This is a genomic window from Streptomyces sp. NPDC002643 (genome assembly GCF_053592555.1).
In genome coordinates this window covers 121,347-143,868 of sequence record NZ_JBSFVY010000004.1, presented here as the reverse complement: position 1 = coordinate 143,868, position 22,522 = coordinate 121,347, and the positions used below count along the sequence as shown (strand labels likewise).

Sequence of the window (22,522 nt, the reverse complement as noted above, 5' to 3'; positions counted from 1 at the left end):
ACCCTGACAGGAGCCGTACATGAGCACGCCCCTGACCCGTCGCAGAACCCTCCAGGCCGCCGGAGCCGCCGCCCTCGCCACCGGCCTGGCCAACCTGACGGCGACCTCGGCCCGAGCCGACGAGGACAACGCCGCGCCGAAACTGGTCACCTACCCCCGCCCCTCGGGCGTGGCGACCACCGCCAGCTTCAAGGTCCGGGTACGCACGGCCCCCGACGGCGAGTGGCAGAGCCTCGACATCTACCAGCCACGGTGCAGGGAGATCAACGCCACCACCGGCTCCGGCAAGGTCTACGACTCCTCGCTGGCGTACTTCGACTTCTGCGGCTCGGTCGAGCTGGAGGTCACCTACCTCAAGGGCGGCACCACCAAGGCCCGGGTACGCCCGGACTCGTACGGCATCACGCCCGAACTCCTCGGCGACACCCTGCGGTTCACCCTCGACGAGCCGAAGGACGTCGTCGTCCAGATCAACGACGACGTCTTCGACTGCCTGCACGTCGTCACCAACCGCATCGACCCGAACCCGCCCTCGGCCGACGACCCGGACGTCATCTACTTCGGCCCCGGCGTGCACACCGTCACCGGCGACCTCCTCTCCGTCCCCAGCGGCAAGACCGTCTATCTGGCGGGCGGCGCCGTCCTCCAGGCGGGAATCGACGTCAAGGACGCCGAGAAGGTGACCGTCAAGGGCCACGGCGTGCTGATGCCGACGAGAACCGCCGGCGGCGTGAACATCGAGCGCAGCAAGAACGTGCGGGTGAAGGACATCATCATGCTCGGGGCGGGCCTGGGCTGCCGGGAAGCCCAGAACGTCCATGTCAAGAACGGCCGCGTGTTCACGTGGGGACAGTGGGGCGACGGCTTCCCCGTCTACTGCTCCACGGACATCACCTACGACGGCTGCTTCGCCCGCACCGCCGACGACAGCCATTCCATCTACGCCCACCGGGATCCCTACTACGGCGACACTCGCAACGTCACCATCAAGAACGCCACCCTGTGGGCGGACGTCGCCCACCCCATCAACGTCGGCACACACGGCAACTCCGACGACCCGGAGATGATCGAGAACCTGCTCATCCAGAACGTCGACATCCTCGACCACCGCGAGCCCCAGATGAACTACCAGGGCTGCATCTCGCTGAACGCCGGCGACTCCAACCTGATCAAGAACGTCCGGGTCGAGGACGTCCGGGTCGAGGATTTCCGCTGGGGACAGCTCCTCAACTTCAGGGTCATGTACAACACGAAGTACAACACCTCGGTCGGCCGCGGCATCGAGGACGTCTACATCAAGAACCTCACCTACACCGGCACCCACGCCAACCCGTCACTCTTCCTCGGCTACGACGCCGACCACCCCATCAAGAACGTCACCTTCGAGAACCTCGTGGTCAACGGCGTCGTCATCGCCGACACGATGCGCAAGCCCCGGTGGTACTACACAACCGACACCGTGCAGTGGTACGCCAACGAGCACGTGATCAACATGAAGTTCCTGACCACGGCCGAGGCAGCGGCGGCCGCCGCGTCATGACCAGCCCGCTCAACACCTTCGCTCCCGGGGAAGGCCGACGCCTCCCCCGGGCCGCGTTCCGCTCGGACGCCCCCCGGCTGGTCCTGGACGGCGACTGGAGGTTCCGGCTGTCGGCGTCGCCCGCCCAGGCACCCGAGGGCGTCGAGCGGCCGGACCTCGACGACTCCGGATGGGACCGACTGCCCGTCCCCGCCCACTGGCAGCTGTACGGCCACGGCAGCCCCGTCTACACCAACGTCGCCTACCCCTTCCCGCTCGATCCGCCGTACGTCCCGGACGACAACCCCACCGGGGACTACCGGCGCGCCTTCGGCCTCCCCGAGGAGTGGAACGGCCTGGGAGCGGTGCTGCGCTTCGACGGGGTGGACTCCTCCTTCACCGCCTGGCTCAACGGGCAGGAACTCGGCTGGTCCACCGGCAGCCGGCTGCCCACCGAGTTCGACGTCACCGGGATCGTCCGGCCGGGGCGCAACGTCCTCGCGGTCCGGGTCCACCAGTGGTCGCCCGGCAGCTATCTGGAGGACCAGGACATGTGGTGGCTGTCCGGGATCTTCCGGTCCGTCACCCTCCTCGGCCGTCCTGCGGGGGCGCTCGACGACTTCTTCGTCCACGCGGACTTCGACCACACCACCGACCGTGGCACCCTGCGCGTCGACACGTCCGTACCCGCCCGGCTGACCGTCGAGGAACTGGGCCTGCGGGACGTCCCCGCCGAGGGGCTTTACGACATCGGGGCCGTCGAGCCCTGGTCGGCCGAGGTCCCCCGGCTGTACGCCGGTGAGCTGCGTGCCGGCGGCGAGACCATCCCGCTGCGGATCGGCTTCCGTACCGTCTCCGTCGAGGGCGGGGTGTTCAAGGTCAACGGCCGGCCGGTGCTGCTGCGCGGGGTGAACCGGCACGAGTTCCACCCCGACCACGGGCGTGTCCTCGACGAGGCGACCATGCGCGAGGACATCGTGCTGATGAAGCGTCACAACATCAACGCGGTCCGCACCAGTCACTACCCGCCGGACAGCCGGTTCCTGGAGCTGTGCGACGAGCTGGGCCTGTGGGTCATGCTGGAGTGCGACCTGGAGACCCACGGTTTCTCCCTCGTCGGGGACTGGCGGGGCAACCCGAGCGACGACCCGCGCTGGCGGGAGGCGTATCTGGACCGCATACGGCGGACGGTCGAGCGGGACAAGAACCACCCCAGCATCGTCATGTGGTCGCTGGGCAACGAGGCAGGTGACGGCAGCAACCTCCAGGCCATGGCGGAGTGGGTCAAGCAGCGCGACCCGGACCGGCCGGTGCACTACGAGCAGGACTGGGGCGGCCGCTACAGCGACGTCTACAGCCGGATGTACACCTCGAACGAGGAGCTGGACGCCATCGGCCGCCGCGCGGAGGAGCCGCTCGACGACCCGGAGGCCGACGCACGGCGGCGTGCCATGCCGGCCGTCGTCGTCGAGTACGCCCACGCCATGGGCAACGGTCCCGGCGGACTCGTCGAGTACCAGGAGCTGTTCGAGAAGTACGAGCGCTGCATGGGCGGCTTCGTGTGGGAGTGGATCGACCACGGCCTGCGCGACGACGGCCACTTCGCCTATGGCGGCGACTTCGGGGAGGAACTGCACGACGGCAACTTCGTCTGCGACGGGATGGTGTTTCCCGACCGCACCCCCTCGCCCGGTCTGGCCGAGTACAAGAAGGTGATCGAGCCGGTCCGGATCACCGTGGCGCCGGACGGCATCGAGATCGCGAACCTCCACGACTTCCGGGACCTCTCCCATCTGGTCCTGCCCTGGTCCCTGGAGCGGGAGGGCGAGCAGACCTCCTCCGGGACCCTGCCCCTGCCCGCCCTCCCCCCGGGCACCCCTCCGGCCCGTCTGCCCTGCCCCACCGCGGACACCGCCGGTGTACTCACCGTGCGTGCCGTCCTCGCCAAGGACGAGCCCTGGGCACCGGCGGGCCACGAGATCGCCTGGGCCCAGCGGGTCCCCGAGCCGGTCCCGGTGCGCCGACCGACCCGCGCGTCCAGGCCGGACCCCGCCCTGTTCGACCCCCGCACCGGCCGCCTGACCCGGCTCGGGGACCTGCCCGTCACCGGCCCCCGACTCGACCTGTGGCGGGCGCCGACCGACAACGACCGCCTCGGCCACGCCCCTGTGGCGGACACCTGGCGGCGCACCGGCCTGGACCGCCTGCACCATCGCCTGCTCGGCATCGACACCGAGTCCGACGCGGTGGTCGTACGCACCCGGGTCGCCCCCGCCGCCACCGACCTCGGTATGTACGCCACCTACCGCTGGCAGGCCACCGACGAGGGCCTCCGCCTCACCGCCGAGATCGAGCCGGACGGCGACTGGCAGGACGTCCCCGTGCCCCGGCTCGGCCTGCGGCTCGCCCTCCCCGCCTGGATCGACCACGTGACCTGGTACGGGCTGGGGCCGGACGAGGCCTATCCCGACAGCCGTCTCGCCGCACGCCTCGGCCGTCACAGCGCCACCGTCGACGCCCTCCAGACGCCGTACGTCTTCCCCCAGGAGAACGGCAGCCGGGCCGACGTCCGCTGGGCGGAGCTCACCGGCCCGTACGGCGGGCTGCGCGTCACCGGTGAACCCACCTTCCACCTGACCGCCCGGCGCTGGACCAGCGAGGACCTGGACACGGCCCGGCACACCGACGAACTCCGCCCCGGAGACGCCGTTCACGTGAACATCGACCTCGCCCAGCACGGACTGGGGTCCGCCGCGTGCGGCCCCCGCGTCCTGCCGCCGTACCGGCTGACCGCCCGGTCCGCCGCCCTCACCGTCACCTTCTCGGAGACCTCCGGCAGGTGATCGCCGAGCAGCAGGAGGTTCGCCCGCCACGAGTCGTCCGCGACGGGCGGACACCCCCCACGACAGCCCCTGCCTTCGGCACAGCAGTTCGACCACGTCGGTCTCGCGCCCGATCAGAGCCGTTCGGGCCCGTTCGATTGGAGTCGTACATCCCTATGAGCCGCAACGACCTCCCCCCACTCACCCCGGGCACACCCCACCCCCGTCCCACCGGCCCAAGCCGCCGCGGCGTCCTGCGCCTCGGCGGCGGTCTGGCCCTGGCCGGAGCGCTCGGCGCCGCCGCCGCACGGCCCGTCGCCGCCGCGCCGACCGTCTGGAACCACCCCGGGGGCATACACCACCCCGGTGACATCAACCGCGCCAAGGTCAAGGTGGCCGCATACGCCGAGCCCTGGTACTCGGGCTGGCAGCGGCTGACCGCCAACGCCCACTCGGCGTCGACCTGGACGGCCAACCCCCAGTCCGTCGTCTACCGCGGCACCGGAACCTCCAACAACTACACGATCCTCTACAACGACATCGCCGCCGCCTACCAGAACACCCTGCGCTGGCTGATCACCGGCGACACCGCCCACGCCGACTGCGCCGCAGCCATCTGCAACGCCTGGTCGAGCACCCTGACCACGATCACGGGCAGCACCGACGGGATCCTGGTCGCCGGCCTCCAGGGCTGGCAGTTCGCCAACGTGGGCGAACTACTGCGCGACTACAGCGGATTCGACCTCGAAGCCTTCCAGCAGATGATGCTGAACGTCTTCTACCCCATCAACCACGGCTTCCTGCGGGACCACAACTTCACCTGCATCACGCACTACTGGGCCAACTGGGACCTGTGCAACATCGCGTCGATCATGGCCACCGCCATCCTCTGCGAGGACGGCGACAAGTTCGACGAGGCCGTCACCTACTTCCAGAGCGGCGCGGGCAACGGCGCCATCGGGCACGCCATCCCGTACCTCTACACCGACGACGACGGCTACGCGCTCGGCCAGTGGCAGGAGTCCGGCCGCGACCAGCCCCACAGCGTCATGGGAATGGGCCAGATGGCAGTGATCTGCGAGATGGCCTACAACCAGGGCGTCGACCTGTACGGCTACGACAACAACAGATTCTTCAAGGCCGCCCAGTACGTCGCCAAGTACAACCTCGGCCTCGACGTGCCCTACACCACCTACAGCTGGGGCAGCGGCACCAACTGCGCCTCCAACGAGCAGACCGTCATCTCCTCCAGCGGCCGGGGTCACGTCCGCCCGGTGTGGGCGATGATCCACTACCACTACAACCGGATCAAGAAGCTCGACGACCCGTACATCTGGTCCATGTCCAACGACCTCGTCGGCATCGAGGGCGGAGGCGGCGACTACGGCTCCACCAGCGGCGGCTACGACCAGCTCGGCTTCGGTCAGCTGATGTACGCCAAGTAGGCCCGGGGCGGCCCCGTCTCCCGGGGCCGCCCTCCCATCCACCGACCACCCACGCGGGAGTCGCCGAGAGCTGGGCGATGTGAGGCATAGCATGCGCGTGGGGTTCGAGAACGCAGACCAGGGGCAGGCGTGGTAACGATCCAGGACGTGGCGAAGGCCGCCGGAGTGTCACCAATGACGGTGTCGAACGTCATCAACGACCATCCGAACGTCCGCAAGGCGACGCGGGAGAAGGTCCTGGAGGCCATGGCCCGCCTCGACTACCGGGTGAACGTCGCGGCCCGTAACCTGGCCAAGGGCCGTACGGGCACCATCGGTCTCGCCGTCCCCGAACTGAACAGCCCCTACTACAGCCTGCTGGCCGCCTCGATCATCACGGCGACCGAGCGGCGCGGCCTGCGGGTGAGCATCGAACAGACCGCGTCCCGGGAGAACGAACTGGACGCGCTGTCCCTGTCGCGCAACCGGCTGTACGACGGGCTCATCCTCTGCGCCGCGGGCATGGGGCAGGCCGACACCAAGCGGCTCCGGGTGGACCACCCGGTGGTCATCCTCGGCGACCGCATCTTCGGCGGCCCCGTGGACCATGTCGCCATGCCCAACCTCGAAGCGTCACGGGCGGCGACCCGGCACCTGATCGAGCGGGGCTGCCGGCGCATCGCGTTCCTGTGCGGAGCGACCGAGGAGATCGACACCTCCAGCCTCCGCCTCACCGGCTACCGGCAGGCTCTGACGGAGGCCGGACTGCCCTGGGACCCGGCCCTGATCCAGCAGGTGGACCGGCTCGGCATGCGCGAGGGCGCGCGTCGTGCCCGTGAGATGACGGAGAGCGGGCTCGACTTCGACGGCGTGTTCTGCATCACCGACTCTCTGGCCATGGGCGTGCTGCGGGGGCTGGCCGACGCGGGCGTACGAGCGCCCGACCAGGTGAAGGTGATCGGTTTCGACAACGTCTCGGAGAGCGATTTCTTCATCCCCTCCCTCTCCACGATCGACCCGGACCACGACGGCATGGCCGAGCGTGCGGTCGCCCTGCTGATCCGCCGCATCGAGCAGCAGGAGCCCACGACCGACCACGAGGAGTCCGTCGGCGAGTTCTCGCTGGTGATCCGCGAGTCCACGGGGGGCTGAACCCACCGCCGACCGCCCACCCCGACCCCCCACGGTGGCCCACCCCCGAAGCCGCCTCCCCCCTCACGCATCAGGGAGACCTCTGTGCACCCCATAGCCGCCGCGCCGCTCTTCCGTGACCCGATCCACGACGGTGCCGCGGACCCCGTCGCCGTCTTCAACCAGCAGACGGGCGAGTGGTGGCTCGTCTACACCAACCGCCGTACGACCGCCCCCGGCCCCGGTGTCTCCTGGGTCTACGGCACCGACCTGGGCGTGGCCTCGTCCGGGGACGGCGGCCGTACCTGGACCTACCGGGGCACCCTCCCCGGCCTGGACATCGAGTGGGGCCGGAACACGTTCTGGGCGCCGGAGATCATCTGGCACGGCGGGCTCTACCACATGTACGTCAGCTACATCCAGGGCATCCGCGACGACTGGAACGGCTCCGCGAGCATCCGCCACTACACCAGCCCCGACCTGCTGGACTGGACCCACCACGGCGCCTTGGACCTCGGCTCCGACCGTGTCATCGACGCGTGTGTCTTCCCGCTGCCGGGCGGCGGCTGGCGCATGTGGTTCAAGGACGAGACCTACGGCTCGCTCACCGCGGCCGCCGACAGCCCGGACCTCTACCGCTGGCGGCCCACTGGCCTCGCGGTCGGCCACCGCCCCCACGAGGGCCCGAACGTCTTCGAACTCGGCGGCCACTACTGGATGCTCGTCGACGAGTGGCGCGGTCAGGGAGTCCTGCGCTCGGCCGACCTCACCACCTGGGACCACCAGGGCCTGATCCTCGACAAGCCCGGCAGCCGCCCCGACGACGGCACCATCGGCCTCCACGCCGACGTGGTCGTCCAGGGCGACACCGCCTACATCTTCTACTTCACCCACCCGGGCCGCGTAGGCAGCGTCACCGATGACGACGGCTCCTACGCCAGCCGCCGCTCCTCCCTCCAGGTCGCCGCCGCGCGGGTCGTCGACGGAGTGCTGCGCTGCGACCGCGACGAGCCGGTGCGGCTCGATCTGTCCCGGGGGCGTTCCCCCTGCTGACACTCCGTGAAAGGCGCCTGCCTGAAGGCTCGGTGCGGCTCAGGTCCGGCTGGCGGTGCTGGGGCGGGCGGGGAAGAAGCCGGGGCGGGCCCCGCTGCCACTGAAGGTAATGATCCGTGCCTGCTCAATGACGTCTGGGGGCGGTGTCGCGTTCTCGACGACGATCGCCTGGCCAGGGAAAGCCAGGAAAGAGCGGTAGAAATGGTCGATCACGTTCGGGGGGATGCGGTCGGCGTCAAAGTCCGGCTCTTTGTACGTCACCAGGGGCGAGTCCAGGACGAGGAAGCCGAGGTGCGGGAGTCTGCGATCCAAGCAGTAGCGGGCCAGGGCAATCGAGAACGCGGCGTGCAGAAGTGCTCGCATACCCCGGCCGTGGGCCGCGCGCGTCGTTCCTCCGGCGCTGACGTCCCCGCTGTAAGGGTCATAGCCGGCACCATCCACGTCGGGGATGCGCCAGGAATCGAGGGTGCGTTGGAAGATGCCGTCGAACGACGACAATATCCTGCCCGCGATCAGGGATTCCCGCCGCTTGGAGGGCAAGGCTCCCTGGGCCACCAACTGAGAGCGGTGCTCTTCCAGTTCGTCGAGCCGTGCGCGCAGTTCCAGGTCGCGCTCGATACGCAGTCGCTCGGCGACGGTGTCCTGCAGTTCCTCGTTGAGAGGGGCTAGTCGCGCCTCGATCTGGGCCAGGGCGTTGTCCGCCTCGGCCGTCTCCGAGGTCAGGGCGGCGCGGCGTTCGACCAGTTCGTCACGCTGGCCTTCCAGTCCCTCGATGGTCAGTCGAAGATCCGCGAGAAGGGAGTGGGTCTTGGCGGACTCGACAAGCACGGCCTCATGCAGCTGCGTGGTCTCCTGATGACCGTGCTGGGCCTGCTGATGTTCAGGATCCGCCCCGCAGAAGACACAGCGACCGACCTGAAAGTAGCCCAGGAGATTGCCGGCCTCACTGACCATAACCAGACGTGCCAGGTCTGTCTCGTACTGCTGGCGCAGGATGTCGAATCGCCCCAGCAGGTCGAGCATCTCACCGATGCGCGCTTCCAACTCGGCATCCATCTCGGCAAGTTGTGCACGGGCAGCGACGGCGCGGGCTTGCTGTTCGGACTCGCGTGCGAGTGAGCGGGCCATGTCGTTGAGGGTTGCTTCCAACCGGGCCAGCTGATCTCGCAGTTCGTTGGGGGTCTGGTCGCGGGAGAGCTTGGCGTGCAGGTCCAGTGCCAGCGAGTCGATCAGGTTGATCTTGCCCCGCTGAACGCGTCGTTGAGCGGCGTTGGGGAGTTTGGTCGCCGGAGGCTCGTCCTCGCCGGTCAGCATCAGCTTCATGACCGAGCGAGCGGTGGTCCTGGCCGCCGTGCCGCGTGTGCGCTGCGAGGGAGGATTCGTATCGATCATGCGTGAGTCGGTGACCACGCTGAGGTGGGTCAGGTCGGCAAGTTTGAGCAGGTCGGTGTTGCCGCCCTCGTTGGTGCGGACATAGGTGTCGTCCAGTCCCAGCTTGCTGAGCAGGTAGTGCGAGATGTCACGGCGGCTGCGGATCCTGCGGGCCGAGACGACCGCGTCGGGGGTGGCGTGGACCAGCTCCCTCAGGTCGTCCTTGTGCACGTGAATGCTCTTGCCGCCGGGCTTACGGACCAGCGTGAGGGGGCTGCCGTCGGGGAGCAGAAGGCCGAGCAGGATCTGTCCGTATCCTTCGGCGCGCGGTATCGAGGGACGGACATGGCCGCCGAGCATGTAGTCGATGGAGTCGACGAGGAACGTCTTGCCCGTGTTGGAGGATCCATAAATCACCGTGAACACCGGGTCGAACTCCACCCTGGCCGTCGGCAGCCCCGCACCTGCGTACGTCAGATGAGTGAGAGTGAAATTAGCCATGGCCGACCCCCAGGTGCCGTGTGCCGGCGGTGAATTCGGCGTGCCAGCGGGCCGTGATGTCACGCGTGGCCGCTACGGCGTCCGTGGTCGAGGCGAACTGATCGACGGCCCACTGCGCACGCTGACGCAGCTCACCGACGTACGGGGCCTCCAGGATGCCGACGAAACCCGAGCCACGCTGGGTCACCTGGTAGACGAGCCCGTCGTCGGTCGCCTCCACCGTGGCCAGGCCGGCGCGCAGCAGGACCTCCAGCCCTTCCTGCATCAGCTGCCGTTTCAGGCCGAGTTCGCCCGGCAGGGCCGGCAGCCGGGGATGGAGGCTGGGCGGACCGTCGAACTGGCTGCTGTGCAGCATGGCGTGATCCAGGACAACCAGCCAGGACAGGTCCAGTGGGTGAGGATGGCTGCGTGCCAGCAGAACCAACGTCCGCATCCCCACTTCGATCGGGCTGTTGAGCGGATTCATCGGCGACCTCCTTTGCACCAGTGCAGCTTGTCGACGTTCGCCAGCTGGTGGCACATGCCCTGACGCTGGCTGTTGCGGAAGAGGTGCAACAGGGGCGACCCGGTGAGGTTCAGTTGCCCAGATGCCTTCAGTACCTGCTGGAGGCGGTCCCACCCCGACGGGTAGTCGATGGCCGCCACCTCGATCAGGTTCGTCCGCACGTCGTCCTGCAGCTCCTCGTAGGTGTCCCCCGCAATGCTCTCTCGTGCATACATGCGCAGGGCCTCCGCATCGAAGAACGCCACCCGCTGTCGCCCAAGATGCTCCCCCGAGTCCGGGTGTTCGAAAGCGTGCTCCACGGTCGCGATGTCCTCGCCGAACCTCTCCTGGTAGACGTCCAGGAGCTGCTGGAGGTAGCGCGCCTCATTGACCTGGGGCACGGGAGGGGGAATGAGCTTGCGGGGCTTGCCGGTGGGCGGCAGGTTGAAGCGGGAGGCAAACAGCGACGACTTGCTGTAGATCTCCAGGACCTCGTCCAGATTCACAGTCCAGAACATCGAGAAGTCTTCGCGCTCCGCCAACGCCCGTACGGCCGCCCGGGTCTGGGTGGACAGCGCGGTGACCGGCTTCGTCCGACCGCCCAGGTACGCGAGAAACCGGGCCTTCAACGCGGCCGGGGTCAGCACCAGGTCCTTGAGCCGGGGGTGGATCTTCGGTGCCACGAAGATGTACCTGGCCGGGAGCGTCCGGCTCGTCTCCAGCGCCGCCACAAACGGCTTGATCATCTCGGGCAGCGCGTCGTCGAGCGTGAGGTCATCGGTGTAGTGCTTGCACTGGTAGCAGTGCCAGACACCGTTCAGCCGCTGCTCACTCATGAAAGCCACGACGTCGGCGCCACGGTCGTTGGTACCCCCCAGGACCTCCACGCCGAGGTAGCCGAACTCGTCCCCGCGCATCCGGACCCACTCGCAGGTGAACTGTTCCCACTGCTCCGGCGTCCAATAGAAGACCTGCTGGAGGGGGGTGCGGGTGTCGAACTGGTTGTGCGGCACGACCGATGGCGGCGGCACATACTGCGACACGGACACGCCGTCCGCGTTCGTCGGGCCACCGCCCTGCGGTAATGCGTCCACCCCTACCCCCGGTGCGCCATTCCCCCAAGTACACGCCGCTGCCCACTTTTACCATCGGAGATCGTTCATGGACAGGGCGCCGACAAGGGGGCCCTCTGCCGGCTCCGGGGTCGTGGCTTGCAACGCCTGGCACCATGAGGTGGATCGGCGCCGCCGGGCTCGTGGACGATCTTCACACCGGACGGGTTCAGCGCGGACTTGACCTTGAAGCGCGCGTCCTTGAGCGCCTCGTCGACGAAGTACGCCGCCTTCGTACGCCCGCCCGGCTGAGCCGGGTACCCCGCGCTCAGGGCCAGCCTCTCGCTCAGTTTGGAGGCCACGGTGATCCTGGCGCCGGCGAAGGTAAGGCCCTGAATTCCTCCGAACACCCCTCGGGCGCACCGATCCCGCACCCCTTGCCATCTGCCCAGACGCCTCGCGTGCGCGTAAAGGCGCGACGATGACCTTCGCTCACACCTCACCCCGGTCGCCCCCACCGAGTCCTCTGCGACTGCACCACCGAGAGCGCACTCGTGGTCGCACCTCACGGCGTCCCTCCGCAGCACCAGGTGCACTGCGGGTGCGTGCACTTTCATCTTCCCTGGTCAGATCGGGTGCACCCAAAGCAGGAAGCCGCAGCGCACCTACGAGCGAATGCACATCCAACAGACTTGCAGACAGCGTGAGTTGTTGTTGTCTATGCTGTCGCCGCAGATCATGAATGCGGCGGTCGGCGTCGACAGGAAGGGCGGGGTGGCAGTGACCGACATCGATGTCTCAACACACCACCTTCCTCGCTCAACTCATTGAGCAGGCCGAGGAGTTGCAACGAGGCGCCGAATGCGCCCGGCGTGAGCGCGACGAAGCTGCTGCGCGGCTCGCGGACTTCGAGAAGCGGCTGGCGGACAGTGCGGCAGCGCTGCGCGCCCTGCGGATCTACACGGGCGAGGCCCCGAAGTCCCCCACGGTTGACGGACAAGCCGACACCGCGAACGGCTCGGAGGGCACTCACAGTCCGTCGATCGAGGAGGCCATCCTCCAGATACTGCGCCGGGAAAGCGGCCTGCCCCCTCTGGAGATCGCACGGAGGGTCGAGGCGCTTGGCGTGAGCAGTTCCGCGTCCAGCGTCCGGGCACGGCTCAGCAAGCTGGTCCAGCAGGGGACGCTCCGGCGTGACGGCAAGTCCAGGTACTCACTCGCCGTGGCGGGATCGGAGGGCACCCGGGCCCGGTAAAGACGCACAACACACAGATCGGCCGCCGCAAGTTGCGAGCCCACGGCGGCCGTTGGCGTATGCCTCCAGACAAGGGTTCACACACCGACGGCCAGCCTAGGCCATTCGGCGAGACCGACGTGAGCCCTTTCCGAAACAATCGCCGATCTTCGCGGCGACCAAGGGAACAAGGACCCACGAAACGAGCGCTTCCTCGTCCGGACCAGCCGGCCGCTCCTCCAACCGGCGCGCGCCACGCGGCCGCGGAGCGAAGGCTGCTTCCAGCACCAAACCCACTGCCTACCGCATGCCGGCCACCGGGATCCAGGCCAACCGGCAGATGGACCTCCTGGCCGCCGCCGTCACCACATGCGCCACCGGCCGCTCGGCAGCCAAGATCCGCGACTTCGTCCGGGAGACCGGGCTGGAACGACGCGACATCACCCCTGCTCTGCGCTTCCTGACCGACACCGGGCTGCTGACGTCCGGCCCTGCCGGATGGACGCCCACCGTGTCCGGCGTACGTGTCGGGCAGTCGTGGACCGCCAACCGCGAGGCCGCCAGGACGGTCTTCGGCGAAGCCTGGCGTGACTCCTGGGTGTACCGGCTCCTGATCAACTCCGTACAGGCGGGCGTCGCATACAGCGCCGAAGACATCGCGAGGGCGATGAAGCCCTACCCGACCTCCACCCTGTCGCCGTGGGTGCACCTCGTCGACTGGCTCGAGCTCGCACGCTACGTCGAGCGCGACGACGACGGAACGCTCCGTCTGTCGAAGGCGGTCGGAGCCGAGGAGGCGACTCACGGCGAGGCGCAGGACCAGGACCAGGCACAGACCCCGGCTGCCGATTCATCCGCACCGCAGGTCGGATTGGTGCTCCCGTTGAGCATGGATCAGCTTCTCCACCTGACCGCCGAGGACTACGGCGCGGTCATGCGGTCACTCGCGACGATCTACGACGTGCTGTCCCGCCAGCGGACCTGACACCTCGTCGGCGGCCTCAGCGCCCGCCCGCATCCTCGTCACCTTTGCGCGCGCGAGCGTTTGCGCACCGAGGGCACCCCTCCCCAGGCTGGTGTGGACTTGCACCACCTTGGGAGGTTGCCACCCATGCCCGTCCCGCGCGCGCCCAGACCCCACCGAACGCTGTCCGACGGCCCCAGCACGCCCGCGATGCTCCCTGCGGACGTGACGCTGGCGCGCGCCGTCGAGCAAACCATCACCCTTTGGACTGACATGACTTCCCAGGGACAGATGTCCCCGCAGACCAGTCGTTCCTTCGGGCAGCTGCTGGAGCGCTACCAGCGTTACGCGCAGGCCCGCGGAATCCTCCTCGTGGACGAGGTCACCCTCGACTTCGCCGAGGACTTCGTCTTCGCCCAGGGGCGCACCCGGCACGGACTGATCAGCGAATCGGCCACCGCGACCCTGCACCAGCGCCGCGCCGTCCTGCGCTCCTTCTACCGGACTCTGCGCGAGCTGGGTCTCACCGGCGCCGACCCCACCCGGGACATCCGCCTGCCCGCACGCACCAGGACCCTGATCCGCCCCCTCGACGAGGATGAGGCCATCGCCCTTCGTCACGCCGCAGAGTATGTGAGCAGGCCCAGCCGGCACGCCGCAGCAGCGGCCCTGGCCCTCTCCGGCGGGCACACCGGCGAGATCGGCCACGCCCGCGTCCGTGACCTCGGCCAGGACGCCGCGGCTGTCTGGATGCACGGCTCCACCCGTACCGATCCACGGTGGTGCCCTCTCGACCCGTGGGCACTGCGCGTGCTCCAGGCCAGGGCCGCTTTTGTCAGCCGGCAGCAGCGCACCCCCGAAGCAGCCCCTGACACCCGGCTCGCCGTTTCCTCGGCCCCCGCTGCGGACGAACAACTACAGGCCCGGGCCTGTGTCGCGCTCTCCGACCTCATCCGCCGCATCGGGCTGAGTACCGACCCACGGGTCAAACCGGCCTCGCTGACCGCGTACGCCGCGGTACGGATCTTCGACGAGACCGGAAAGGTCGAGAACGTCGCACGCGGACTCGGACTGCGCTCCCTGGACCGGGCCGCCGACCTCGTCGGTTACGACTGGTCGCACCGTACGCCGGAAGGGCAGGCCGGCCGTGCCTGATGACATCTTCGGAGACGCCGTCCCACCGGCGCGGCGCGTACCACGCAAGCGGGCCTTCACCGACAGGGACCGCCGCACACTCCATGAGCGCCTCGTTGACTGCGCGCACAACCCCGACCTCTACGAGCTGGCCGAGACGCTCCCGCCACCCGGCAGGATCGGCAGGCCCCGCGACTACCCCGATGTCGCGTTCCTCTTCTTCCTGGCAGCCCGCAGCGTGCTCGCCTCCGCACGCCGCGCCGCCGCGCACCTCGAAGACCCGGAGGTGTGGACGATCCTGAAGGCCGGAGTACGGGCCGAACTCGGCACCGTGGCCGCCGCGGTCCTCCCCGAAACGGGACCGACCCGCTCCCAGTGGCTCCGGGCCCAGCAACGGCTGCGCGAGCACTCGCACGACCTCTGGGACATGTACCGGGTGCTGGCCCTCGATCAGGCGCTTGAGCAGGGGATCTTCCCCGAGGACGAGACCCGGTCGTGGAGCAGCCCGCAGCGGCACCAGCTGATAGCCGCCGACGGCACGGTCCTCAAATCCCCGACCCTGGCCCGGGCCGGCCAAAGCGTGAACATGACGACCGGCGAAATCCGATATCACCGTGTCGACCCCGCCTCCGTCACACAGATGGAAGGCGGCGGCACCGAGGTGTACGGCCCGAAATACGTGTTCTTCTCGGCCCGAAAAGACGAGAACTACCTGTCCCGAGTGTTTCTGGACTCGCGCTACGTACCCCACCTCCACCCGGGCGGGGAGGCCGCCGTCGCCGTCGAGGGCGTCATAGACATCATGTCCGCGGCTCCTGGCTGCATGGGAGTCCTCTACGACGGCGCATTCCGCGGCGTACACCGGGACGCCATTGCCCGGTACGGCGGCCTCGTCGTAAACAAGCAGCACAAAGGGAACGAACCGCAGTTCTATGAATCACTGCGTCCCGGTCGCTGCATCCACGAATTGTGGGCGGCCGACGGACGCATCGCGGAGAAAGTCCACTACGCGGACGGCACCGCGGAACTCGTCCCCGTACCGATCAAGCGACTGGAGCGACGCGGAATCCAGACGTTCCGCTGGTATCACCTTCTGGCCATTCCCTGCCGACACGGCCTCCACGAGCACAGAGTCGCCGTCGGGACGACAAGCCGAAAAGGCGAACGGCCACCCGGTCAAAGCGACGAGGAACGCGGCTTCCACCGTGCCGAGCACCTGCAACAGATACCGGAACTCACCCGCACCCATCAGCTCGTCTACCCCTACCGAAGCGACGCCGAGTCGGGCCACTCGCAACTCGACGCCTCCCTGTGGAACGGACGCCTCATCTCCTACGGAGTCGAAGCCCAGCAACTCCTGACCCTCGGTTTCGTCCTCGCCCAGAACTCGACCAGCCGCGCACTGCACGAGGAAGGAGCCTCCATGTTCAGCCACACGGCCTGACCACCCCCTCCGCCCGCTCCAAGAACACCAGCGCCCGCCCGAGCCCCGATCCGGTACCCTGTGGATCGAGCGCCCTGGCGGGCGCTGCGGCGTGTCACGCGGGCTCCGCTCGCCTCCACGCCACAGCGGCCTGCCCCAGGCCGCTCAGGGCTTGACCGAGAGACCTGACCGCGACCCGTCCATCGAGTTCCGCGCAAGGTTTCGCACAAGCCCCGCCTTCGTAGCTCAGGGGATAGAGCACCGCTCTCCTAAAGCGGGTGTCGCAGGTTCGAATCCTGCCGGGGGCACTGGCTGCGTAGCAGGTCAGAGGGCTGGGAGGCTCCTCGTTCGTTCGAACGAGGAGCCTCTTTTCTGCCCAGGGTCCAGCCCAGTCTGTGGAGGAGGGCCCCCGCAGGCGGAGACCCCCACCGGGATGTACTCGGAGGTCGGGCGGGTCGCCTGCCGTCCCTACGGCACGGGACGGCTGTCCTCGGTGTCGAGGTTCCGAGGCAGCGCCGAGGGGCTCATGTGGGGTTCTTCGCGTGTTTCTCGGCGTCCTTGAACTCCCGCCACAGTTCGGTGGCCTTCTCGCAGCGGACCTGGCCGTACCCGCAGTCCTCGCAGTCGTACAGGTGGTGGATGAAGGTGCGGTACTCGGTCTCGCCGGGATAACCCCAGAGACCGGCGGGCGCGGGTTGCCCGCTCACGGGCGCTCTCCCCTGGACCGGGCGTTGGCTGCCGCCACGCTCGCGCTCAGGGCCTCGGCGAGGGTGAGGCGCCGGAGGTTGTCCGGCTCGGCGTCCCATTCCCGGCCGCCGCTGATCGGCCGCAGTTGCACGAACGGGCCCACGAATCCCATGACCCTGCCGACTCGTCTGATGGCGGTGTCCTCGACCGTGTCGCCGATGGTCGGCTCGTACACGGTCACCGCCTCCGCTTCCGGCGCGGCGGGTGGTGGCGGCGGATCAGAACGTTCATGTCCGACACCTGCGACCAGTCGCCCTCGCTGCGGGCCTCGGAGCGTTCCCGGACCCGGGCGGCACACGGCTCGCAGTCGGCCGGCGGCTTCGGCTCCTCGGGCGGAAGACCAAGGAGGGGCGGCGGGTCCATCGTGGTGGGGCGGCTGGTCATGGTCGGCTCCATGGACAGACGGGATGGTTACCGTCCAATCCTGGCGATCAGGAAGGCCCCCAGCGTTGCCCGACTGTCAACACTGGGGGCCTTGACCGGTGCCTTCGAGACCGCTACACGCCGCACCAGTTCGCGAACTCCAGCAGTTCTCCCGGCGCCTTCGCCCGTGCCCGCAGCAGTGTCGCGACGGTCTCGTGCACGCCCGGGTGATACCGGGTCTGCTGGGGCGCCGCCTTCCGGGCCCGGGCCAGGGATTTGAAGGCGTCGTCGTGCCGGGCCGTCCACGTTTCCGCGCGGGCCCGGTCCACCCAGTAGTGACCGGCCCGGGCACTCGGGTAGTCCTCCGGCAGGCGCACCTCGCGGGCCTTCTCCAGCGCACGCGCGTGCTTGTCCCGGTCGTTTGATGCGGACATGGTGTGGAGCGTGCAGTTCACCGGCCCGAACACGAGGCCGTAGTCACGGGTTTCGCCCGTCTCCTTGGAGATCTCCCCCGCAGCGGCAAGCCAATCGTCCGCGCCCGATGAGTCACCGCGGCGGCTGGACAAGACAGCTGCCTTCAGGTGGAGTGCCCCGCGTACCGCCTTGGTGGCCTGCTCGCCGTCATCGTCCAGGTCCTTGAGTGCCTGCTGCACGAGGAGAACCCCACGGTCATGCCGGGCACCGTCCGCCATCAACTGGGCCCGGTACCACCGCTCGATGGCGACCTGGCGCGGGTCGCCGGACAGCGTCGCTGCGACCGCCATGCGGGACAGCGCCAGGCGGGCCAAGTCCATGAACCCGATGTTGCGGCCGACGACGCAGGTCGTGCGGCTCACCTCCGCCTGCAACTCGGCGGCCTGCTCGCGGCGGTGCCCTGGCCGATCGTTGAGGAGGTACTGGGCGTTGACTTCGGTGATCAAGCCGGGGAGTTCGGCGGCAATCTCGATGAACTCGCCCTTGGCACGCTGCTCCTTGAGCCTGTCCACCCGGGCCTTGAGCGTTGCGAGGTCGGGCGGCGGGGGGTCGCCCTCGCTGAGGGGAATGTCCCAGTCGTCCAGGGCGGAGCTGATCGGCGTTATCAGCCGGTCGAGTTGGTCGGCCTGGAGTTGGTGGATGTAGGGCTGGCCGTGCAGCACGGAGATGCTGACGGACAGGGCGCGGGCGACTGCGGAGACGATGGCGGGGCTTGCTTGGCGTTTGCCGTTGATGATGCGGGAGAGCATCGACGGGGAGACGTTGGCGCGGCGTCCCAACTCTCGCAGCGAGAAGCCGCGCAGGGCGCTTACCTCTTCGATGCGCGCCCCGATTCCGCCGGTGTCCCGGCGAGTGGGGTGTGGCATGCTGAACCTGCTTCCGTTCTGGCTTCGACACTCAGAACGGTACGCCTGGTCGGCTCCAGGTGTATGCGTTGTACGGCCCCCACACCGTGGGGGCCGTCGTGCTGTTGACGCCCGGGCATGGCGAAAGGGCACTCCTCCACCAGCCCCGTGGGGCCACTGGAGAGGGCAAGGCCGTCAGTGGTTCCGCGTACGTTTCCAGCCCTTGCCCTCCCGAAGGAGTACCCGCCGAGTTCGAGTCCGACCGCACCTGGCCCGGGATCGCGACGAGTTCGACGGCGACCGCGTCTTCGTCGCCGAAGCCCGGGCCGACGCCTTCCGAACGGCTCGCCGCCCACGTCCGCCCCGGCGGCCCGCACACAGCGTTCAACTTCGGCTTGCTGAAGGCTAGTTGGGAACGCCCTGTCCCACCACGGCGTCATGCGCCATGCCAGCCGCTACGTCCGCAAGAGCGCCGCACGCCGGGTGCCCGAGGCCCCACCGGCCCCTACGCCCACGCCGCGAACACCCTGACCTGGCCGGGCGCCCCCGCCCACGTCCTCGCCCTCCGCCGCGCCCCGGCTTCGTCCGCGTGGTCAACTTCTCTGCATGCCCGGTGCACTCCCCGGCCACCAGGGCCTGTCGTCCGGTGCACTCCCCGCCCCCTGCCCGGACAGGCCCCGGTCCGTCCCGGGCCGTCCCGGTCCGTCCGTCCGTCCGTCCGCACATCCCCGCAGCACAGACCCTGCGTGTACCGTAAAAACATGCACGCGCGGCTGTCGCTGCTCGCGGGCACCGACAAGGGGATCACCGAGAGTGAGATTTTCCGGTTGGCCCTGCAGCAGTCGGTGGCCGAGTCGGGCGCGCTGGGCGGCGCCATTCATCTGCGCGGGCCCATGTCGGCCCTGCGCCTCGTGTCGTCGACCGGTCTTCCCCCAGCGCTCACCCGCCCCTGGGAGATCGTCGGCCAGGAGGGGCCGACGGTCCCGGCGGGCGCCGTGCGCGGGGGTCGGGACGTGTGGGTGTCCACGGTGGCGCCCGACGCGTCCGGGCCGCCCGCGAGGCCGTGGCCGGGCACGGGACTCGCTTCCGTTCCGATGTTCAGCGGGCACCGCACGATCGGCGCGCTCACCCTGGTGATGGGCGACGGGGGCGAGCCGAGCGAGGAGCGGTGGGAGTTCCTGCGGAGCGTCGTCGACTGGGCCGAGGAGTGGATGGGCTGGGCACCGGCACCCGCCCCGCCTCGGGAGGAACTGGTCGGCACACGGCTCCGGCAGGCCCTGAAGGCCGTCACGGTCGGCACCTGGGACTGGAACATCCGCACCGGCGAGCTGCTGCTGGACGAGGCGGCGATGGACCTGTACGGCCACGTCGGCGACCCCGCGGGTTATGTGCCCCGGATCGAGAGCTGGATGAAGGTCATCCACCCCGACGACCTCCCCTGGACGTTGGCCGCGGCCGAGCGGGCGATCCGCGACGGCACCGTGTACGAGGCCGAGTACCGGGTGCGGCGACCGGACGGCGGCTACGGCTGGACGCAGTCCCGGGGCACGGTCGTGGAGTACGACGACGGGGAAGCCGTCCGGATGGTCGGCATGGGATGGGACAGCAGCGAGTCCCGTACCGCCCGCGACGCGCTCAGCCGCGCGCTGCGCCATATGAGCGACGGCTTTCTCCTGGTGGACGACGACTGGCGGATCACCTTCGCCAACCTGGAGGCGGAGCGCACGATCGGCGTTCCGGAGGAGGAGCTGTTCGGACGCGTCCTGTGGGATCTGCCCGCCGTGCGGCAGGTCCCCGATCTTGAGGCCCGCTGCCGCCAGGCCGCCGCCACGGGCACGTCCGAGGGCTTCGACGTGCGGATAGCGGCCGGGCGCCGGCACCATCTCCGGCTCGTCCCGGGGCCCGACGGGCTCACCCTCTATCTCACGGACGTCACTGAGAAGCGGCGGCGCGAGGAGGAGCAGGCCGCCGCCGGGCGCGCGGCCTCCCAGCGCGCGGCGCGCATCGCGGAACTGACCACGGCGCTCGCCAAGGCGACGACCTCGCAGGACGTGGTGGACGTGGTCGCGCAGCGGGTGCTCCCGCCGTTCGGCGCCAGCGGCCTGGCCGTGATGGCCATCGAGGGCGACCGGGCGTACGTCGTCGGAGCCGTCGGCTATCCGCAGGCGTTCCTCGACGCGCTCAACGGCCACCAGGTGGCGGCGAGCGACCCGATCGCGGACGCGATGCGGACCCGGGCGCCGCTGTTCGTCCCCTCGCCTGAGGAGTACGCGGAGCGCTATCCGCATCTCGTCCACCGGCCGCGGCTGGCCGACAAGCAGGCCTGGGCGTTCCTGCCGCTGATCGTCTCCGGGCGCACCTTCGCCGTCTGTTCGGTCGCCTTCGACCGGCCGCGCCGCCTCTCGCACGAGGAGCAGGCCCTGCTGACCGCGATCAGCGCTCTCGTCGCCCACGCCCTGGAGCGGGCCCGGCTCTACGACGCCGAGCACACCCGTTCCCAGGAACTGCAACGCGGTCTGCTCCCCCGGCGGCTGCCCGAACTGCCGATGTGCACCGTCGCCGCGCGTTACCTCCCCGCCGGGCAGGGCATGGACGTGGGCGGCGACTGGTACGACGTCATCCCCCTCTCCGCCGGCCGGGTCGCGCTCGTCGTCGGCGATGTGATGGGACACGGTCTGCCGGAGGCCGCCACCATGGGCCGGCTGCGTACGGCCGTCAAAACCCTGGCCGACCTCGAACTGCCGCCCGACGAGATCATGAGCCACCTCAGCGACATCGTCGGCGGGCTCGGCGAGGACTCGTACGCCACGTGCCTGTACGCGCTCTACGACTCCACCAGCGGGATCTGCACCATCGCCCGGGCCGGCCATCCGCCGCCCGCCGTGGTCCATCCGGACGGGACCGTGCGCTTCCCGGAGCTGTCCCCCGATCCACCGCTCGGCGTGGCCGAGCCGCTGTTCGAGACGGTCGAGTTGGAGCTGCCCGACGAGAGCCTGCTCGTGCTGTACACGGACGGCCTGGTCGAGTCCCCCAGTCGGGAGATCGACCAGGGCATGGCCGAACTCGCGCGGCTGTTGCGGACCGCCGACCGCGGGGATCTGGAACCGCTCTGCGACTCCCTCACCACCGGGCTGCTCCCCGCCGGGCAGCTCGCGGCCCATGACGACGCCGCGTTCCTCGTCGCCCGCGTCCACGCGCTCGCGGCCGACCGGATGGCGTCCTGGCGGTTGCCCGAGGACCCGAGGGCGGCCGGTCAGGCCCGCGAGCGGGTGCGGAAGCAGTTGTCCGTCTGGGGGCTGGACGATCTGACGACGACCACGGAACTCATCGTCAGCGAGTTGGTCGGGAACGTCGTACGTCACGCGAAGGGCCCGGTGCAGTTGCGGCTGCTGCGCAGCGCCAGCCTGATCTGCGAGGTATCGGACGGGAGCCTGACGACACCCCGTATGCGCCGCGCGTCGGCGCTGGACGAGGGCGGGCGCGGACTGCAACTCGTCGCGGCGCTCTCCCAGCGGTGGGGGACGCGTTACACGGCGGTCGGAAAGAGCATCTGGACCGAGCAGACGCTCCCCGGCGTCCCCGGCGGCCCGCCGGGAAATTGGCCGGGCACCCCGGAGGACCCGTCCTGGCTACAGGCCCTGGCGGCGTAAACGCTCCGCTCCACTGACCGTGCCGATATGCGGCTCCGCCACGAGGCCGCGACAGGCCATCGGTTGCCCGCGGCGGCATGGTCGCTGGTCCCTCCCCCACGCCCGGCGGCTCCCCCAGTGCCGTCGGCTGCTCCCCCGTGCCTCAAGGTCCTGGGAGGTACCCCCAGCTCGGCGGGACCCCCACGCGGCGGAACCGCACATGTCACAGCCCCGCGCCCCTTCATGACGCAGCCGAACCGCAGCGGACTTCGCCCGACCTGCTCAGGGCACGATGCGCGGCACCATGCCCCGGCCCCGTACGGCTGGTCGCACGGCGTACGCGGCCTATGCG

At 69.4% G+C, this 22,522-nt stretch carries 18 protein-coding genes and 1 tRNA gene; 11 read left to right on the top strand and 8 right to left on the bottom strand.

Going from position 1 to position 22,522, the window contains the following annotated elements; translation table 11 throughout:
* The first annotated feature begins 19 nt into the window (after nt 1-19).
* The 5 genes from ACWD4G_RS07610 to ACWD4G_RS07590 all read left to right on the top strand — a co-directional run bounded on the left by ACWD4G_RS07610 (nt 20) and on the right by ACWD4G_RS07590 (nt 7,949).
* Nucleotides 20-1,540, top strand: coding sequence for an endo-polygalacturonase (locus ACWD4G_RS07610; RefSeq protein WP_451291290.1), 1,521 nt, complete (start codon nt 20-22; stop codon nt 1,538-1,540).
* Nucleotides 1,537-4,362, top strand: coding sequence for a glycoside hydrolase family 2 TIM barrel-domain containing protein (locus ACWD4G_RS07605; protein WP_451291289.1), 2,826 nt, complete (start codon nt 1,537-1,539; stop codon nt 4,360-4,362). Before ACWD4G_RS07610 ends, ACWD4G_RS07605 begins: the two co-directional genes overlap by 4 nt.
* Nucleotides 4,363-4,517: 155 nt before the next feature.
* Nucleotides 4,518-5,786, top strand: coding sequence for an alginate lyase family protein (locus ACWD4G_RS07600; RefSeq protein ID WP_451291288.1), 1,269 nt, complete (start codon nt 4,518-4,520; stop codon nt 5,784-5,786).
* A gap of 129 nt (nt 5,787-5,915) precedes the next feature.
* Complete coding sequence (locus tag ACWD4G_RS07595; RefSeq protein WP_451291287.1) at nt 5,916-6,917, top strand: LacI family DNA-binding transcriptional regulator; 1,002 nt, start codon at nt 5,916-5,918, stop codon at nt 6,915-6,917.
* A gap of 84 nt (nt 6,918-7,001) precedes the next feature.
* Nucleotides 7,002-7,949 (top strand): glycosyl hydrolase, encoded by a 948-nt coding sequence (locus ACWD4G_RS07590; RefSeq protein WP_451291286.1) that lies wholly within the window; start codon nt 7,002-7,004, stop codon nt 7,947-7,949.
* A 39-nt stretch (nt 7,950-7,988) separates the two neighbouring features.
* Here ACWD4G_RS07590 and ACWD4G_RS07585 read toward each other — a convergent pair whose 3' ends face one another.
* The 4 genes from ACWD4G_RS07585 to ACWD4G_RS07570 form a co-directional block, all read right to left on the bottom strand.
* A complete protein-coding gene (locus ACWD4G_RS07585) occupies nt 7,989-9,821 on the bottom strand; it encodes a hypothetical protein (RefSeq protein WP_451291285.1) in 1,833 nt (610 codons plus the stop codon).
* Nucleotides 9,814-10,287 (bottom strand): ABC-three component system middle component 2, encoded by a 474-nt coding sequence (locus ACWD4G_RS07580; RefSeq protein ID WP_451291284.1) that lies wholly within the window; start codon nt 10,285-10,287, stop codon nt 9,814-9,816. Before ACWD4G_RS07580 ends, ACWD4G_RS07585 begins: the two co-directional genes overlap by 8 nt.
* Nucleotides 10,284-11,354, bottom strand: coding sequence for an ABC-three component system protein (locus ACWD4G_RS07575; RefSeq protein WP_416981410.1), 1,071 nt, complete (start codon nt 11,352-11,354; stop codon nt 10,284-10,286). The genes ACWD4G_RS07580 and ACWD4G_RS07575 overlap by 4 nt, the downstream gene beginning before the upstream one ends.
* Before the next feature lie 110 nt (nt 11,355-11,464).
* Entirely contained in the window at nt 11,465-11,719 is a 255-nt protein-coding gene (locus tag ACWD4G_RS07570; RefSeq protein WP_451291283.1) for a hypothetical protein, read from the bottom strand.
* Between the two features lie 431 nt (nt 11,720-12,150).
* On the opposite strand from ACWD4G_RS07570, the gene ACWD4G_RS07565 reads away from it, so the two are divergent.
* From ACWD4G_RS07565 to ACWD4G_RS07545, 5 genes are all read left to right on the top strand, one after another.
* Nucleotides 12,151-12,612, top strand: a complete 462-nt coding sequence (locus tag ACWD4G_RS07565) for a hypothetical protein (protein ID WP_451291282.1) — start codon at nt 12,151-12,153, stop codon at nt 12,610-12,612.
* Nucleotides 12,613-12,898: 286 nt separating this feature from the next.
* Nucleotides 12,899-13,576, top strand: coding sequence for a hypothetical protein (locus tag ACWD4G_RS07560; RefSeq protein ID WP_451291281.1), 678 nt, complete (start codon nt 12,899-12,901; stop codon nt 13,574-13,576).
* 252 nt (nt 13,577-13,828) lie between these two features.
* On the top strand, nt 13,829-14,710 hold the full coding sequence (locus ACWD4G_RS07555; protein ID WP_451291280.1) for a site-specific integrase: 882 nt from the start codon (nt 13,829-13,831) through the stop codon (nt 14,708-14,710).
* Entirely contained in the window at nt 14,703-16,133 is a 1,431-nt protein-coding gene (locus ACWD4G_RS07550) for a hypothetical protein (RefSeq protein ID WP_451291279.1), read from the top strand. The genes ACWD4G_RS07555 and ACWD4G_RS07550 overlap by 8 nt, the downstream gene beginning before the upstream one ends.
* A 214-nt stretch (nt 16,134-16,347) precedes the next feature.
* A tRNA-Arg gene (locus ACWD4G_RS07545) sits at nt 16,348-16,420 on the top strand.
* A 216-nt stretch (nt 16,421-16,636) separates the two neighbouring features.
* On the opposite strand, the gene ACWD4G_RS07540 is transcribed toward ACWD4G_RS07545, so the two are convergent.
* From ACWD4G_RS07540 to ACWD4G_RS07525, 4 genes are all read right to left on the bottom strand, one after another.
* Entirely contained in the window at nt 16,637-16,819 is a 183-nt protein-coding gene (locus ACWD4G_RS07540; protein WP_451291278.1) for a hypothetical protein, read from the bottom strand.
* Entirely contained in the window at nt 16,816-17,034 is a 219-nt protein-coding gene (locus ACWD4G_RS07535) for a hypothetical protein (RefSeq protein WP_451291721.1), read from the bottom strand. Before ACWD4G_RS07535 ends, ACWD4G_RS07540 begins: the two co-directional genes overlap by 4 nt.
* A 2-nt stretch (nt 17,035-17,036) precedes the next feature.
* On the bottom strand, nt 17,037-17,243 hold the full coding sequence (locus ACWD4G_RS07530; protein ID WP_451291277.1) for a hypothetical protein: 207 nt from the start codon (nt 17,241-17,243) through the stop codon (nt 17,037-17,039).
* Nucleotides 17,244-17,356: 113 nt separating this feature from the next.
* Nucleotides 17,357-18,562: a helix-turn-helix domain-containing protein gene (locus ACWD4G_RS07525; RefSeq protein WP_451291276.1), complete on the bottom strand. Its 1,206-nt coding sequence runs from the start codon at nt 18,560-18,562 to the stop codon at nt 17,357-17,359.
* 740 nt (nt 18,563-19,302) lie between these two features.
* Between ACWD4G_RS07525 and ACWD4G_RS07520 the strand changes: the two genes are divergently transcribed.
* Nucleotides 19,303-22,191, top strand: a complete 2,889-nt coding sequence (locus ACWD4G_RS07520) for a SpoIIE family protein phosphatase (RefSeq protein ID WP_451291275.1) — start codon at nt 19,303-19,305, stop codon at nt 22,189-22,191.
* Nucleotides 22,192-22,522 lie beyond the last annotated feature (331 nt).

Bases quoted from the DNA above. Each gene is read 5' to 3' on its own strand.
- ACWD4G_RS07610 (WP_451291290.1), top strand. From the start codon at position 20: ATGAGCACGCCCCTGACCCGTCGCAGAACCCTCCAGGCCGCCGGAGCC.
- ACWD4G_RS07605 (WP_451291289.1), top strand. From the start codon at position 1,537: ATGACCAGCCCGCTCAACACCTTCGCTCCCGGGGAAGGCCGACGCCTC.
- ACWD4G_RS07600 (WP_451291288.1), top strand. From the start codon at position 4,518: ATGAGCCGCAACGACCTCCCCCCACTCACCCCGGGCACACCCCACCCC.
- ACWD4G_RS07585 (WP_451291285.1), bottom strand. From the start codon at position 9,821: ATGGCTAATTTCACTCTCACTCATCTGACGTACGCAGGTGCGGGGCTG.
- ACWD4G_RS07580 (WP_451291284.1), bottom strand. From the start codon at position 10,287: ATGAATCCGCTCAACAGCCCGATCGAAGTGGGGATGCGGACGTTGGTT.
- ACWD4G_RS07565 (WP_451291282.1), top strand. From the start codon at position 12,151: ATGTCTCAACACACCACCTTCCTCGCTCAACTCATTGAGCAGGCCGAG.
- ACWD4G_RS07560 (WP_451291281.1), top strand. From the start codon at position 12,899: ATGCCGGCCACCGGGATCCAGGCCAACCGGCAGATGGACCTCCTGGCC.
- ACWD4G_RS07555 (WP_451291280.1), top strand. From the start codon at position 13,829: ATGACTTCCCAGGGACAGATGTCCCCGCAGACCAGTCGTTCCTTCGGG.
- ACWD4G_RS07530 (WP_451291277.1), bottom strand. From the start codon at position 17,243: ATGACCAGCCGCCCCACCACGATGGACCCGCCGCCCCTCCTTGGTCTT.
- ACWD4G_RS07525 (WP_451291276.1), bottom strand. From the start codon at position 18,562: ATGCCACACCCCACTCGCCGGGACACCGGCGGAATCGGGGCGCGCATC.
- ACWD4G_RS07520 (WP_451291275.1), top strand. From the start codon at position 19,303: ATGCACGCGCGGCTGTCGCTGCTCGCGGGCACCGACAAGGGGATCACC.